Genomic DNA, 14,499 nt, shown 5'->3' on the forward strand with positions numbered 1-14,499 from the left:
AGTTATGAGGCACTCAAAACACAACTTGCCGTGTTCAGGCGAACACCCTATTTACCATATCACAAAAAATATTGTAACAAGCGATCAACATCTTTCAGATGTTGTAATAAACACCAACTCTTCTTAAAATTGTATACAATAAGGTAAACAGAAACAACCGGATATCTACAATAATCCCCCCTTCCAATAACTGCCAAATAACACCAGGTATCACCTGAAGATCAGCACTGGTTTTGAAAACTCTTTCCTTTACAGCAACACATAAAGTTGATGATGAAACGGGCAAATCATAAAAATGTAAAGTTTTAAAACTATAAAAGCGCAAAAGCAAAAAAGCAGTTACAGATATTCAAAAAAAGGTATTCTCTCAACAAAGCAGTTGCAGATATGCCCTGTAAAAAAGATGTAAATGTATACATCTTTAGATTTTTAAGATAATACAGGAGTACCCCTACATATAAATCAACTTATACAGATTCTTACCATTCAACATTATAAAACAACATTAAATACATGCATCATGAAAGCAACAAAAAAAACTTTAAAAGTAAGTTTCTCCACTCAAAAAGGAGGTGTTGGAAAATCGACGATTACCATATTACTTGCCGGCGTATTACATTACCGATTGGGATACAATGTTTTAGTCATGGATTGTGATTTTCCACAATACAGCCTAAGCAATATGAGGGAACGTGATAAAAAAGCAATTATGGTGAACGAGTACCATAAGAAAGCTGTTATGAAACAATTCCAACTGATCAATAAGAAAGCATATCCGATTACACGCTGTAAGGCAGAAAATGCAATAGAAGAAGCTACCCGATATATTAAACAAACTACCATAGTTCCGGATATTATCTTTTATGATCTGCCTGGTACCGCCAATACCAAAGGGGTGCTGACGACCTTGAAATCAATGGATTTTATTTTTGCTCCCATGACTGCTGACCGTTTGGTTGTAGAAAGTACGTTAGGATTTACCAAAGCTTTTATGGCGCTTCCTTCCGGTGAGCATGATTTTTCGCAACAAGCGTTATGGCTATTCTGGAATCAGATTGATGGTCGGGAAAAGACCGGGTTATACGAAATCTACGAAAAAGCGATTGCGACTCTTCAGATGAATATAATGGATACGCGAATCATGGACAGTAAACGATTTCGTAAGGAATCCGACCATATCGGAAACAGTATTTTCAGATCAACACTGTTACCAGCAGACTATCCGCTTTTAAAAGTGACAAGAATGGATCTGTTTATTGAAGAGTTTCTAAGAATCACAAATCTATAAAACCCAAAAGATGGCTACAAACAATGAGAACAACGATTTAGAAAAGGCTACTGTTGATGAAGAGTATTTAATGCAGGTCATCAGTGGTGAACAAACGGCTCTTGACGAACAAAATCATACAACCAAACCAGCTGTTCAAAAGTCCAAAGAAAAAGCAAAAACCAATTCTTTTAAAAAACTGAACTATGAAAAGACCTTTTTAACCAATCGCTTTCCTTCAGGAAGGAATGGTAAAGTGGTCTACATACGCCCCGAGTATCATGAAATATTATTGCGGATTGTACAGCTTTCCAGAGAAGAAAGGACAACTCTCTATTCCTATATTGACAATATTCTTGAACAGCATTTTCTGGAATATGGAAACGAGATTACGGAGTATTTTAACAATCACTTTAAACCCATTTTATAACTATGGAGACTCTCATCATTATTTGTCTTCTGATCATAATTCTGCTATTACTCCATGACAAAATTATCCGAAAACAATCCCATTGTCACAAAACTGAAGACCAAGCAAATAATAAAAAGCAACTCAATATTATGGGTGAAGCAAAAACTTCACTCCATTCTATGACAATGACTTCCTCTGAAAGACAAGAAAATGAACTTGGTTTTGATCCCTCTAATTTAGACATAGAATATGATATCAGCGAAAATATCAGTCTATTAAATCCGCAGGAAGAGCCGGAATATGGTTTTAATAATGAACCTGATTTTATTGAAGAGGAAGAAGAATGGAAAAAGTATAGAATAATCGGTGAGGATAACAGTTTAGCCCAAGGGATTACCTTTGAAGAACTGAGCTCTGTGGAGATGTTTGTGAAACAAAATAGTTTTACCTTATCTCAAAAGGAAACAGCAGCAGCGATCGTTCAAAAAACTTATGGAACCGAATTATATACCTTACTTGAGAATTCTATGGAAAATGATTCCCATAAAATAGCATTACTATTAGATAATTCTTTTAACAATGAAGGAATATCCGGTTCTTCCGATATGCGGAAAAGCGATCTCAATGATTTTGAAATAGGGAAATTCATTTGAAGTTCCCTATTTTCTTTATAAAGCACTAAACTATTTGATCAAAAACAGCTTTTTGTAAAAAATGAAGATCACCTTTTTCTGCCATTATTTTCTGATCTGGGTCAGTTGGACGTATCGCTAACCCAATTGTTCTATAGGAATATCTTTAACAAGATTTTTAGCAATATCATCAACTTTTGGAACTCTCCACTTTGTTAAATTAGCCAAATAAATCATCCATGTAAGTTCTCTACCGCTCATCTGCTGACTTTTTAAAATTTTTGTTAAAGTTTTAGACAGTAAAGTATCTACTTCTTCATACATCCTTTCGATATTATCCCCATATTCCCATTTATATCAAAAAGATTCCTGCCATCTTCAAAGAAAATAGCTTTAGGACTTTGCATCTTACTGATAATTCTTTTGGATTCTTTGTTATATACCCACAACATATTGTTTTCATCACTAAAATTCTTATTCAGGAATTTGGGTATGTAGTGATGTCTCTTTGATTGTTCTTTCATGGTTAAGTACTATTTTTTGAAAGTAATCAAAATATTCTTTATAAAGCATTATAGAGCCAAACAATTCCTGAAAACACCAAATTCCCAGGTGGCAACCCCATACCAAACACCTTTGTCTCAGAACCCGTAAAGCACGGGTTTTCATCATCATAAAATCTATTCATTATGAAAAGACAAAGAAAAAAAATCGTCTTAACAGCATTGCTTCTGTTAATCGGATTGAGTATGAATGCCCAGGGAAATGGTTCTGCAGGAATCACTGAAGCAACTCAAATGGTTACTTCCTATTTTGACCCTGCAACGAAACTGATTTATGCCATTGGTGCGGTAGTAGGCTTAATTGGAGGGGTCAAGGTTTACAACAAATTCAGCAGTGGTGACCCTGATACCAGTAAAACTGCTGCCAGCTGGTTTGGAGCGTGTATCTTCTTAATTGTTGCAGCTACCATCCTACGTTCATTCTTCCTTTAAAATCATTGATGATGAATACCTATCATATCAACAAAGGAATCGGAAGAACGGTAGAGTTCAAAGGATTGAAAGCACAGTACCTGTTCATTTTTGCAGGAGGATTATTGGGAATACTTGTATTTATCATGATCATGTATATGGCTGGTGTCAATACCTATATCTGCTTACTTCTTGGAGGAACTATTTCTGGTCTTCTCATTTGGAAGACCTTTTCTCTCAACAGAAAGTATGGAGAACATGGATTAATGAAATTGGGAGCAAAAAAGAAGCATCCAAGGTACATCATCAGCCGAAAATCCATTTTCAGGTATATCAAGATACACTCTAAAAAAGCTGTAGCATGAGAAATCAATCCAAAGCGACAACGCTGGAAAGCAGATTTCCACTGCTAGGTGTAGAAGAGAACTGCATTATTTCAAAAGATGCTGATGTTACGGTTTGTTTCAAGGTAAGTCTTCCGGAACTGTTTACGGTAGCGTCAGCTGAGTATGAAGCTATCCATTCGGCTTGGTTTAAAGCCATAAAGACATTACCTGATTACAGCATCGTTCACAAACAGGATTGGTTTATCAAGGAAAATTACCGTCCTGATTTATCTAATGACGATCAAAATTTTCTGTCCAAGTCTTTTGAAAGGCACTTTAACGAAAGACCTTTCCTGAATCATTATTGCTATCTGTTTCTTAACAAAACTACAAAGGAAAGGATGAGAACACAGAGTAATTTCTCGTCACTTTGTAAAGGAGTTTTGATTCCAAAAGAGATCAGGGATAAAGAAGTGATCAGCAGATTCATGGAAGCGGTTGATCAGTTTGAAAGGATTATGAATGACAGTGGATATGTTTTCCTTGAAAAAATGACCGCTGATGAAATTACGGGAACAGCAAAACAATCGGGATTGTTAGAACAGTATCTGACTCTGTCCAGAGAAATTAATCCATCTCTCCAAGACCTCAACTTAGGAGCAGAAGAATTGCGTATCGGTAACAACCGCATCAGCATGCACACTCTTTCGGATACGGATGATCTTCCGGGTACAGTTTCTTCGCACAGCAGATACGAAAAGTTAAGCACCGACAGAAGTGACTGCTTGCTCTCATTTGCATCTCCGGTTGGACTGCTACTCAGCTGTAATCACATCTACAATCAATATCTGTTTATTGATAACAGTGATGAAAACCTAAACAAATTTGAAAAGTCTGCGAGAAATATGCATTCGTTGGCAAGATACAGCAGAGCCAATCAGATTAACAAGGAATGGATTGAAAAGTATCTCAATGAAGCGCATTCTTTCGGACTACAGTCTATACGTGCCCATTTCAATATTATGTGTTGGTCTGATAATCCTGCTGAGCTTAAACAGCTAAAAAATGATACCGGAAGTGCCTTGGCACTGATGGAATGTAAACCCCGTCATAACACAACAGATACTGCAACATTGTACTGGGCAGGAATTCCCGGGAATGCAGGAGATTTTCCGAGTGAAGAAAGTTTCTACACGTTTATAGAACCTGCCTTATGTTTTTTCACTGAAGAAACCAATTATCAGGATTCCCCTTCACCTTTTGGGATAAAGATGGCAGACCGATTGACGGGAAAACCTATCCATCTGGATATTTCAGATCTTCCGATGAAACAGGGAATCATTACCAATCGAAACAAGTTCATTTTGGGACCTTCGGGGAGTGGGAAGTCTTTTTTTACCAACCATATGGTGAGGCAGTATTATGAGCAGGGAGCCCATGTTCTGTTGGTCGACACCGGAAATTCCTATCAGGGGTTATGCGAACTGATCAAAGGTAAAACAAAGGGTGAAGATGGAGTTTACTTTACTTATACAGAAGACAATCCGATTGCTTTCAATCCATTCTATACTGATGATGGAGTTTTTGATATAGAAAAACGGGAAAGCATCAAAACACTTATTCTCACACTATGGAAAAGAGATGATGAACCGCCAACCCGCTCCGAAGAAGTTGCTTTATCCAATGCATTCAGCGGCTATATTGATCGAATCAAAAATAATGAGCAGTTCCCTTCATTTAATGGCTTTTACGAGTATGTAAAAAATGATTATCAAAAAGTATTAGAGCAAAAAAAAGTCAGGGAAAAAGACTTTGATATTGCCAACTTTCTGAATGTTTTAGAGCCTTATTATAAAGGCGGAGAATATGATTACTTATTGAATTCAGAAAAGCAATTAGATCTTCTTTCTAAGCGATTTATCGTTTTTGAAATTGATGCGATCAAGGATCATAAAATCCTTTTTCCCATTGTAACCATTATCATCATGGAAGTTTTCATTAACAAAATGCGAAGACTGAAAGGAATCAGAAAACTGATCCTGATTGAAGAAGCCTGGAAGGCAATTGCTAAAGAAGGAATGGCTGAGTACATCAAATACCTCTTCAAAACTGTAAGAAAATTCTTTGGAGAAGCCATTGTCGTTACACAAGAGGTGGATGACATCATTCATTCTCCCATTGTTAAGGAAAGCATCATCAACAATTCAGACTGTAAGATCCTTTTGGATCAGCGGAAATACATGAACAAGTTTGATGATATTCAGTCTATGCTGGGTCTGACAGACAAAGAAAAAGCACAGGTTCTTTCCATCAATATGAATAATGATCCGAAAAGACTGTATAAAGAAGTCTGGATCGGATTAGGAGGAACGCACTCTGCTGTATATGCCACGGAAGTTTCCACAGAAGAATATCTGGCCTATACCACAGAAGAAACGGAGAAAATGGAAGTCATGCAATTGGCTTCTGAACTTGATGGCAATTTAGAGCATGCCATCAAGAGGATTTCTCTTAAGAGAATCAAATCGAATACAAAAGAAACTTAAATCATTTAAAATTTTACAACAATGAAAAATTCAATCATTACAACAGTTATGGTTATTGTATTAGCTATAACATCATTTGCAAAAGCACAATTTGTGGTTACGGATCCGGCTAATCTGGCTTCAGGAATACTCAACTCCGCCAATGAAATTGTACAGACCTCATCGACTGTTTCGAATGTAGTTAAGAACTTCAATGAAGTTAAAAAGGTTTATGAGCAGGGTAAGGAATATTATGACAAACTGAAAGCAGTAAACAATTTAGTAAAAGATGCCCGTAAAGTTCAGCAGACTGTTTTATTGGTGGGTGATGTTTCCGAAATGTATGTCAATAATTTCGGAAAGATGCTGAATGATCCCAATTTCAATGCTCAGGAGTTAACCGCTATCGCTAACGGTTACTCAACACTATTGAACGAAAGCACTGAACTGCTTAAAGAACTAAAACAGATTGTCACCTCTACCAATCTATCATTGAATGATAAGGAAAGAATGGAAATTATTGACAGAGTATATAAAGAGGTGAAAGATTATCACAATCTGGTAAGATATTACACCAATAAGAATATCTCTGTCAGTTATCTGAGAGCTAAAAAGCAGAACAATACGCAGAGAGTTCTAAACCTGTATGGTACCGTTAATCAAAAATACTGGTAAGATGGAACCTACTAATTTACATGAGGTGCTTCGTTCCGTGTATGAAGAGATGATGCCGATGTGTGCTGACATGGCAGCAGTTGCAAAAGGAGTTGCAGGGCTGGGAGCATTATTCTATGTGGCCGTAAAGGTTTGGCAGGCATTAAGTCGTGCCGAACCGATTGATCTGTTTCCTATGCTCAGACCATTTGCCATCGGAATCTGCATTATGTTCTTTTCAACAATTGTCTTAGGCAGCATCAACGGAGTATTAAGTCCGGTCGTTCAGGGCAGCCACTCCATGCTGGAGGGTCAGGTATTAGATCTTAATGAACTCCAGCAGAAAAAAGATCTGCTGGAAAGGGAGGCTATGCTTCGAAATCCTGAAATGGCTTATCTCATTTCTGATGAAGAATTTGACAAAAAATTGGAAGAACTGGGATGGTCACCTTCTGATTTGGTGACAATGTCGGGAATGTATATTGAAAGAGAAATGTTTGCCATTAAAAAAGATATCAGAGACGGTTTCAGAGAATTTCTGGAAATACTCTTTCAGGCAGCGGCCTTGGTGATTGATACAATCAGAACTTTCTTTCTCATAGTACTTTCGATTCTTGGTCCTATTGCATTTGCCATATCGGTTTGGGATGGTTTTCAATCTACGCTTACCCAATGGCTGACCAGATACATCAGTGTATACCTATGGTTACCGGTGGCTGATATGTTCAGTGCTATCCTGGCAAAGATTCAATCCCTTATTATAGAAAGGGATATTGAAATGCTGGCAGATCCCAACTTTATTCCAGATACTTCCAATACGGTGTACATTATCTATATGATCATTGGAATCATTGGCTATTTCACTGTACCTACCGTTACAGGCTGGATCATTCAAGCGGGCGGAGCGGGAAACTTTATGCGGAATGTTACCCAGATGGCACAAAAGTCAGGAAATATTGCCGGTGCGGCGGCGGGTTCTGCAGCTGGTAATATATCAGGAAGGCTTCTTAAATAACAAAATCATCAAATCATGGAATTTAAAACCTTAAGAAATATAGAAAACAGCTTTAAGCAGATCAGGTTATTCACCTTCATTTTCGCTCTGCTATGCTTTGGGGTGGTTGGTATTGTTGTCTATCAGTCATATAGCTTTGCCGAAGAACAGAGGCAAAAAATATATGTCCTGGATAATGGCAAATCACTTATGGTTGCACTGTCCCAGGATATGTCCATTAACAGACCCGTAGAAGCAAGGGAGCACGTAAGGCGGTTTCATGAACTGTTTTTTACGATTGCCCCCGATAAAAATGCGATTGAAAGCAATGTGAAAAGGGCATTTAATCTGGCTGATCAGTCCGCATTCAACTACTACAAAGATCTTTCTGAAAAAGGATATTATAACCGGATAATCAGTGGAAATATACAGCAGAGAATTGAAATTGACAGTATCGCTGCGAATTTCAGCAGCTATCCATATTCAGTAAAAACTTATGGCAGGCAGTTTATCATCCGATCCAGTAACCTTACGATCCGAAACCTGATCACCAACTGCTTCCTTGTTAATTCAGTACGATCTGACAGTAATCCACAGGGATTTACAATTGAAAAATTCAATGTACTTGAAAATAAAGATCTCGAAACCGTTAACCGATAAATGAACAAACATGAAGAAATTAACCCTACGAATTGACCGGTGGATAGAAAAAACGGAAAGCCAGTGGAAAGCAATTCCTATAAAAAAGCAGCGCGTACTGACAAAACTATTTTTTACAGGATATACACTTTTGACCATACTTGTTATCATTCGGATATGGGCAAAAGGAACTGGCAGTACTGATATACCGCTCATCAGGCATATCACTACTGCACCAGCAGATCTCAAAATCAAACAGCAGGCAGGCAATTCAATCTATAATTCCCCACAAAACAATCATGATGAAAGCCCAAAATAACAGCAGTATCAGAGTCAGGGAAGGCAACCAAAGCAATAGTTCCGAATACGGATTTGAAAACCGAAAGCTCATGATTGAGCAGTTGAAAAAACCATTCATTTATCTACTAATGGTTATTGCATGTGCGAGTTTCCTGTTCTTAGTCTTTAAACCGGAAAAAGAGAATGATAACGCAGAAAAGGCAGGTTTCAATTCAGTTATTCCGCAGGCATCTGACGGCCAGTTGCAGTCTGATAAGCAAAAAGCGTATGAACAGCAGTTGCTTGAACAGCAAAATGAAGAGAAAAAAAATGCCCTCACAACCTTATCAGACTATTGGACGGATTCTTCTTCAGAAACATTACCCTCGGATCCGATGTCTTTACAAGATAAATCTGAATCTGTCTTATCCGCCCGGAATTCGATGGGCAGTTATCAGAATACCCGGCAAGTCTTAGGCTCATTTTACAGCAGGGATGATCAGGAAGTGGAGCACCTTAAAAAAGAAATCCATCGGTTACGAACAGAGGTTACAGAGCGGGAATCAATACCGGCCAGCACAAGTATCAATAACCAGCTGGAGCTCATGGAAAAATCTTACCAGATGGCGGCCAAATATTTTCCAACTTCTAAACAGGAGGTTTCAGAAAATAAAGGCGAAATAAAAGAAGGATCAGCTTCTGCTAAAACCATGATCACCATTGCAAAGCCTGTCATTCATCCTATTGTTTCAAGTTTATACCGCAGTACATCAGACAGCATCACCCTTAGCAGTATTTATGCTCAAAGATTTACAGGAATTCAGGATCAACAGTTCCAGGAATCACAACCCAGAAACAGTATCCGCGCTGTCATTCCAGAAACAAAAACAGTCACCTCTGAAAGTGTTATTTCAGTAAGGATCCTGGAGTCTATTTTGCTTGGACACATAAAAATCCCTTCTGGAACTTTTCTGAAAGCCAAGTGCAGATTTCAGGGCGAAAGATTGCAGCTTCATATCTCTGCCATAGAGTATGGAGGCATGATTGAGCCTGTTGACATTGATATCCACGATAATGACGGACTGCCAGGACTACATATTCCCTACTCTTCCGAACAAAGTGCCCTCAGTGAAATGGCCGCCAACATGGGCCAGAATTCAGGAACAAGCATTATGATGACGCAGTCTGCAGGACAACAGGTTGTTGCCGATATGTCCAAAGGGGTTATTCAGGGAATAGCGGGATATTTTCAGAAAAAGGTCAGGAATCAAAAAGTAACTGTAAAGACAGGACATCATGTTTTCTTAGTTCCAAAAAGTAAATAACATATAATTATACCATCATGAGAATAATACATCATATAAAGCTCTTAATAATTTTTTCGTTTATTCTGATAAATACTGTTAAGGCGCAGAGCCGTGCAGGAGATAGCCCGCTCCATAAGGCACGGCTGAATCCATACAAAATGCAGGTCACTTATGATAAAACAACCCATCTCATATTTCCTTCGCCAATACGATATGTTGATTTGGGTAGTGATTATCTTACAGCAGGCAAAACAGAAGATCTAGGAAATATTTTAAGGATTAAAGCAGCAATAAAAGATTTCGAGACAGAAACCAATTTTTCAGTGGTCACAAAAGATGGCAGGTTTTACAGTTTTGATGTTGTATATGATCCTTATCCTGATATACTCAGCTATGATCTTTCTAAATTACTTATGGAGACTGAAAAAGAGAGCGATCCTGAGGTTCTGTTTGAGGAACTCCAAGGGGATTCATCCGCTCTTACAGATCATATAATGAAAACACTGCAAAAAAGTACGAAACGCGGCACCAGACATATTCATGCAAAGAATGATGGTGTGTATTTCTCATTGAAATCGTTGAATACATTCAGGGGCAAGTTCTATTTTGTTCTTCAGATCAAGAACAGCCGAAATATCAATTATGATATCGATTTTATCCATTTTAAAATAACGGATAAAAAAAACCTCAAACGGACTGCTGTTCAGGAAAAAGTGATGTGTCCTGTACGGATATATTCTCCAGTAACAAATGTAGAAAGCCACTCCACTGCTATAAGTGTTTATCTTTTCGACCAATTTACATTGCTGAAAGATCAGGCACTCAGCATTGAAATATTTGAAAAAAACGGTGGCCGTCATCAGCAGTTAAAGGTAAAAAACAGAGATCTGGTCAGGGCAAAAATTATCAAATATGCTCCCAATCGTACAATATAAATTTACAGCGAAAAGACATCTTCGACCAAAGGAAAATCTGTCTTTTCGCCAAAAAATTTAAAAAACGGCAATCTTTAATTGCTGTTTTTTTATGATTATATTTACAAATCACTTACAGTAAACCTTCATCAGCAAATGACAAGTATTCTGCTGACGTTAAAATACAATGATCCTGCAGTTGAATATTTAAAAATTCAGAGGCATTCTTGATTGTACCGGTCATTTTCCGATCCTCAGATGACGGCTTTAAACTTCCCGAAGGATGGTTGGTGCTACAATGACATTAACCTCTTTAACTTCTTGGAAAAAATCATCTGTCACCACTCTTGGTCTACAGTTTAAATAAGAAGAAATGGAAAATCTACGTAAACATCTTCACCAACGTACTTTTAAGAAAGGTTTCGTCAAAAGTAATTAACAAAATGTCCTCGATTTCCTTCCAGCTGAATGTCCGATAATTACTTGGATTGGTAAAATAGATTGAATGTGGTTCAGCTTCAAAGCTTTGCTCATCGATTGTATATCTTCCACTGCCATTCTTGAAGAACAAAAAAAGAGAAAAATTGGGTCGGTAAGACGCAGATTGATAAGGAAGTTTGAACGGGATATCTCTTAAATTGAAAATAGTGAATCCCTCCATAAGATCAAACAGGTCTACAGGAAAGTTCAGTGCTTTGTATAGCTGAAATAGAGATGAGATTCGAAATTGTCTGTTGATTCCACTTTTACTGCATTTCAAATTTGACTTCCAAATTTAATAATTTGAAAACTTAAACTGATAAAATCAGGAATTGGTCTGTAGTCTTGATGCAAATATTAATATTTAAAAATGCTTGATCCCGATATGCTTCTTTACCTAATTTCATCCGAAAACTGATCTACGATCTTTTTCAGATTAATTCCTTTGCCTAATACCGGTTTAAAAATATCTCCTTCGCTCTGCATTCTTTCTATAGCATTGAAAATATGAAAATCAGCAATCTTCAAGCCCTTTTTAACTTCGTCCCAGTAAAGCGGCATGGAAACTGTAGCACCGGGTTTCGGACGGACAGAATAAGCTGCTGCGATGGTAGCATGAGGTCTGTTCTGTAAAAAATCCAGATACATCTTCCCTTTTCTATCCTTTATGGTCCGTTCGATACTTGTAAATTCAGGCAATTCCTTATGTACAAGAGTAACAATTACTCTTGCAAATTCTTTTGACTGTTCGTAGGTGTATTTATTTCCGAGAGGAATATAAATATGCAGCCCGGTAGATCCGCTTGTTTTACAATAGCTTGGAACCCCCATATCATCCAGAATACCTTTTGTTACCTGCGCTGCTTCGATCACCTGCTCAAATGAATTTTTATCCGGATCAAGATCAATAATACAAAAAGTAGGATGCTCAGGTTTTTTAATGGTACTGTTCCATGGATTCATTTCAATACATCCCAGATTAGCCATATACAGCAATGTAGCCTCATCTTTTCCTACAAGATAATGCCGGTCTTTATTATCGGTATCGCTATGATATAAATAAGTTTCTGCCCAATCGGGAGCTGTTTTCGTAACATCCTTGAAATAAAATCCTTCATCCTCGATACCGTTGGGAAAACGGTTCATGCTTTGCGGACGGTCTTTAAGATAAGGCAGAATAAAAGGGGCTGCCTGGTAATAGTAATTAATAAGATCTCTTTTTGTGATCCCTTCTTTAGGCCAGAATAATTTATCAAGATTGGTAAATTTGAGTTCATGTCTGTTTATTTTCCGCACCTGGCTTTTATCTTTCGGATTAAGAAGAGTTTTACGGCTGGTCCCGGTTCTTGCTTTTATCATTTTACCAGGGTGATCTTCTACTAGCTTTTCTATAGGTGCTTCTGTTTCCAGAACAACTTTTTTCGCATTTTTATCCTCTCTCATTCCCTCAAAAGAAGGATGCCTCATAACACCATCACTCGTCATCTCTGCAAAGCTTACTTCACACACTAATTCAGGACGAAGCCATGTTACCGTTGCATGTGGAGGGTTGGGTCTGAACCGTGAGGGTTTATTCACATCAGGCTCTTCTGCAAAAGGTGCTTTTTTGATAATCAGCGGTTTAAAAAGTTCCATCATTTCCGTCTGCAGCTTTCTATTGAATCCTGTTCCTACTTTTCCTGTATATATGAATTTACTGCCTTCATATACTCCAACAAGAATACTGCTGAAGAGCTTATTGGAATCATCGTTCAGGGTATATCCGCCAATCACAACTTCCTGCCTTTTATTAGCTTTAATTTTGAGCCAATCCCGGGATCGGTTATGTACATGATAAACACTGTCCTTACGTTTTGCCATTATACCTTCAAGGCCAAGCCTTTTCGCTTCTTCTAAAAAATCAGTACCTGACGTTTCAAAATGTTCACTGACAATAATACTGTTACTTTCAGGAAGCACTTTCCTTAAGACCGCTTTCCTTTCCAAAAGGGAAAGATCCTTTAAGTCTTTGCCTTCATACCATAGAATATCAAACACATAATAAACCAGATCGCCATCTGCTTCGCTCCGCCAATTCTGAAGCCGTCCAAAATCAGCGGTACCCTTTTGGGTCAGGACAACAATTTCACCGTCTATCACTGCATTCAGATTCAATTTTTTAAGTTCATCATATATAGGATAAAATTTTTCGCCAAAACTTTTATCGTTACGGGACTTTAATTCAACCTCACCATCATTCATAAATGCTACCGCTCTGTACCCATCCCATTTCACTTCATAGATCCATTCATCATTATCAAACGGCTTATCAACCAATGTTGCCAGCATCGGCTCAATTCGGGTATAAAATTTTTGTTCAGGCGATTTATTAAGAAGAGATTTGATGTTACTCTTACTTTCAGGTTCTTTATCGGTTCCAGCTTTCCTTTTCGTATTTTTCCTATTCTTTACAGCCTCATCTTCATTAATATCTGTTTTTCCATAGATATTAGCCGTTGCTTTTTCCATCTGTTCAATTGTCTTACCGGAAATCACTGACTTACCTTTCTCTGTAATATCTTTTTCACTGGCATATTGATCTTCAAGCTTCATCAGCAGCCAGCCGTTATCCCCCCTTCCATGCGCTTTTACGAGAGCAAACTCTCCTTTAAGCTTTTCACCATTGAGTATAAACTTAAGTTTCCCGGAATATAGTTGATGAAGAAGATTCTTCTCTTGTTTTGTATGATCTTCATCTTGCAAATCTGCCGGCATATAAGTCCCCTGGTCCCACACGATCACAGTTCCACCACCATATTGCCCCTTGGGAATAATACCTTCAAAATTCCGGTAGTCATAAGGATGATCTTCAACCATCATAGCCGGTCTTTTTATGTCAGGATCCATTGAAGGCCCTTTTGGCACTGCCCAGCTTTTTAATATCCCATCCATTTCAAGACGAAAATCATAATGAAGATGTGAGGCATCATGTTTCTGAATCACAAAATGCAGCTCTTTTCCATTTGGTTTTCCTCCAAAAGGCTCTGGGGTCTTTTCTTCAGAACGCTTTTTGCGGTATTCAGATAAGCCCATAAAAATAGTTTTAAGATTTATTGC

16 protein-coding genes and 1 pseudogene are annotated in these 14,499 nt (G+C 37.8%); 12 read left to right on the forward strand and 5 right to left on the reverse strand.

The window, feature by feature from the left end; genetic code table 11:
* Positions 1–520: 520 nt before the first annotated feature.
* Genes AC5YGI_RS17130 through AC5YGI_RS17140 form a run of 3 tightly spaced genes read left to right on the forward strand, consistent with a single transcriptional unit; the run spans position 521 to position 2,332 of the window.
* Positions 521–1,288, forward strand: coding sequence for a ParA family protein (locus AC5YGI_RS17130; protein WP_330746802.1), 768 nt, complete (start codon positions 521–523; stop codon positions 1,286–1,288).
* A gap of 10 nt (positions 1,289–1,298) precedes the next feature.
* Positions 1,299–1,697 (forward strand): DUF3408 domain-containing protein, encoded by a 399-nt coding sequence (locus tag AC5YGI_RS17135; protein WP_227942491.1) that lies wholly within the window; start codon positions 1,299–1,301, stop codon positions 1,695–1,697.
* A 2-nt stretch (positions 1,698–1,699) separates the two neighbouring features.
* Positions 1,700–2,332, forward strand: coding sequence for a conjugal transfer protein TraD (locus AC5YGI_RS17140; protein WP_227942492.1), 633 nt, complete (start codon positions 1,700–1,702; stop codon positions 2,330–2,332).
* A 117-nt stretch (positions 2,333–2,449) separates the two neighbouring features.
* On the opposite strand, the gene AC5YGI_RS17145 is transcribed toward AC5YGI_RS17140, so the two are convergent.
* Both AC5YGI_RS17145 and AC5YGI_RS17150 read right to left on the reverse strand, forming a co-directional pair.
* The gene (locus tag AC5YGI_RS17145) at positions 2,450–2,635 is read right to left on the reverse strand and encodes a hypothetical protein (protein ID WP_330746803.1); all 186 of its coding nucleotides are present in this window, start codon (positions 2,633–2,635) and stop codon (positions 2,450–2,452) included.
* On the reverse strand, positions 2,620–2,835 hold the full coding sequence (locus tag AC5YGI_RS17150; protein ID WP_429813956.1) for a DUF4238 domain-containing protein: 216 nt from the start codon (positions 2,833–2,835) through the stop codon (positions 2,620–2,622). Before AC5YGI_RS17150 ends, AC5YGI_RS17145 begins: the two co-directional genes overlap by 16 nt.
* Positions 2,836–3,000: 165 nt before the next feature.
* On the opposite strand from AC5YGI_RS17150, the gene AC5YGI_RS17155 reads away from it, so the two are divergent.
* From AC5YGI_RS17155 to traN, 9 genes are read left to right on the forward strand one after another with little or no spacing between them, the layout of a single operon-like run.
* The gene (locus tag AC5YGI_RS17155; protein ID WP_227942494.1) at positions 3,001–3,306 is read left to right on the forward strand and encodes a DUF4134 domain-containing protein; all 306 of its coding nucleotides are present in this window, start codon (positions 3,001–3,003) and stop codon (positions 3,304–3,306) included.
* 11 nt (positions 3,307–3,317) lie between these two features.
* Positions 3,318–3,650 carry a DUF4133 domain-containing protein gene (locus AC5YGI_RS17160; RefSeq protein WP_227942565.1) on the forward strand — a complete coding sequence of 111 codons (333 nt, stop codon included), beginning with the start codon at positions 3,318–3,320 and terminating at the stop codon, positions 3,648–3,650.
* The gene (locus AC5YGI_RS17165) at positions 3,647–6,157 is read left to right on the forward strand and encodes a TraG family conjugative transposon ATPase (RefSeq protein ID WP_227942495.1); all 2,511 of its coding nucleotides are present in this window, start codon (positions 3,647–3,649) and stop codon (positions 6,155–6,157) included. The genes AC5YGI_RS17160 and AC5YGI_RS17165 overlap by 4 nt, the downstream gene beginning before the upstream one ends.
* Positions 6,158–6,178: 21 nt before the next feature.
* A complete protein-coding gene (locus AC5YGI_RS17170; protein WP_227942496.1) occupies positions 6,179–6,811 on the forward strand; it encodes a DUF4141 domain-containing protein in 633 nt (210 codons plus the stop codon).
* A 1-nt stretch (position 6,812) separates the two neighbouring features.
* A complete protein-coding gene (gene traJ, locus AC5YGI_RS17175; RefSeq protein ID WP_330746804.1) occupies positions 6,813–7,805 on the forward strand; it encodes a conjugative transposon protein TraJ in 993 nt (330 codons plus the stop codon).
* Positions 7,806–7,820: 15 nt separating this feature from the next.
* The gene (gene traK, locus AC5YGI_RS17180; RefSeq protein ID WP_227942498.1) at positions 7,821–8,444 is read left to right on the forward strand and encodes a conjugative transposon protein TraK; all 624 of its coding nucleotides are present in this window, start codon (positions 7,821–7,823) and stop codon (positions 8,442–8,444) included.
* A 10-nt stretch (positions 8,445–8,454) separates the two neighbouring features.
* Positions 8,455–8,742, forward strand: a complete 288-nt coding sequence (locus tag AC5YGI_RS17185; protein WP_227942499.1) for a hypothetical protein — start codon at positions 8,455–8,457, stop codon at positions 8,740–8,742.
* Complete coding sequence (gene traM / locus AC5YGI_RS17190) at positions 8,723–10,027, forward strand: conjugative transposon protein TraM (RefSeq protein ID WP_227942500.1); 1,305 nt, start codon at positions 8,723–8,725, stop codon at positions 10,025–10,027. The genes AC5YGI_RS17185 and traM overlap by 20 nt, the downstream gene beginning before the upstream one ends.
* A 17-nt stretch (positions 10,028–10,044) precedes the next feature.
* On the forward strand, positions 10,045–10,944 hold the full coding sequence (traN, locus tag AC5YGI_RS17195) for a conjugative transposon protein TraN (protein WP_330746805.1): 900 nt from the start codon (positions 10,045–10,047) through the stop codon (positions 10,942–10,944).
* 112 nt (positions 10,945–11,056) lie between these two features.
* Here the strand turns inward: traN and AC5YGI_RS17200 are convergent.
* The 3 genes and pseudogenes from AC5YGI_RS17200 to ligD form a co-directional block, all read right to left on the reverse strand.
* Positions 11,057–11,203 (reverse strand): annotated as a pseudogene (locus AC5YGI_RS17200) (JAB domain-containing protein); the annotation flags it as partial.
* A gap of 102 nt (positions 11,204–11,305) precedes the next feature.
* Complete coding sequence (locus AC5YGI_RS17205) at positions 11,306–11,683, reverse strand: hypothetical protein (RefSeq protein ID WP_227942503.1); 378 nt, start codon at positions 11,681–11,683, stop codon at positions 11,306–11,308.
* A gap of 113 nt (positions 11,684–11,796) precedes the next feature.
* Positions 11,797–14,475: a DNA ligase D gene (ligD, locus tag AC5YGI_RS17210; protein ID WP_496169041.1), complete on the reverse strand. Its 2,679-nt coding sequence runs from the start codon at positions 14,473–14,475 to the stop codon at positions 11,797–11,799.
* Positions 14,476–14,499: the final 24 nt, after the last annotated feature.

The organism is Chryseobacterium sp. CS3K3.1 (assembly GCF_059515165.1).

Excerpts from the sequence above, each read along its gene's own strand:
- traK (WP_227942498.1), top strand. The coding sequence starts at position 7,821 with ATGGAATTTAAAACCTTAAGAAATATAGAAAACAGCTTTAAGCAGATC.
- AC5YGI_RS17140 (WP_227942492.1), top strand. The coding sequence starts at position 1,700 with ATGGAGACTCTCATCATTATTTGTCTTCTGATCATAATTCTGCTATTA.
- AC5YGI_RS17135 (WP_227942491.1), top strand. The coding sequence starts at position 1,299 with ATGGCTACAAACAATGAGAACAACGATTTAGAAAAGGCTACTGTTGAT.
- traJ (WP_330746804.1), top strand. The coding sequence starts at position 6,813 with ATGGAACCTACTAATTTACATGAGGTGCTTCGTTCCGTGTATGAAGAG.
- AC5YGI_RS17130 (WP_330746802.1), top strand. The coding sequence starts at position 521 with ATGAAAGCAACAAAAAAAACTTTAAAAGTAAGTTTCTCCACTCAAAAA.
- AC5YGI_RS17185 (WP_227942499.1), top strand. The coding sequence starts at position 8,455 with ATGAAGAAATTAACCCTACGAATTGACCGGTGGATAGAAAAAACGGAA.
- traN (WP_330746805.1), top strand. The coding sequence starts at position 10,045 with ATGAGAATAATACATCATATAAAGCTCTTAATAATTTTTTCGTTTATT.
- ligD (WP_496169041.1), bottom strand. The coding sequence starts at position 14,475 with ATGGGCTTATCTGAATACCGCAAAAAGCGTTCTGAAGAAAAGACCCCA.
- AC5YGI_RS17165 (WP_227942495.1), top strand. The coding sequence starts at position 3,647 with ATGAGAAATCAATCCAAAGCGACAACGCTGGAAAGCAGATTTCCACTG.
- AC5YGI_RS17160 (WP_227942565.1), top strand. The coding sequence starts at position 3,318 with ATGAATACCTATCATATCAACAAAGGAATCGGAAGAACGGTAGAGTTC.
- AC5YGI_RS17145 (WP_330746803.1), bottom strand. The coding sequence starts at position 2,635 with ATGTATGAAGAAGTAGATACTTTACTGTCTAAAACTTTAACAAAAATT.
- AC5YGI_RS17170 (WP_227942496.1), top strand. The coding sequence starts at position 6,179 with ATGAAAAATTCAATCATTACAACAGTTATGGTTATTGTATTAGCTATA.
- AC5YGI_RS17155 (WP_227942494.1), top strand. The coding sequence starts at position 3,001 with ATGAAAAGACAAAGAAAAAAAATCGTCTTAACAGCATTGCTTCTGTTA.
- AC5YGI_RS17150 (WP_429813956.1), bottom strand. The coding sequence starts at position 2,835 with ATGAAAGAACAATCAAAGAGACATCACTACATACCCAAATTCCTGAAT.
- traM (WP_227942500.1), top strand. The coding sequence starts at position 8,723 with ATGATGAAAGCCCAAAATAACAGCAGTATCAGAGTCAGGGAAGGCAAC.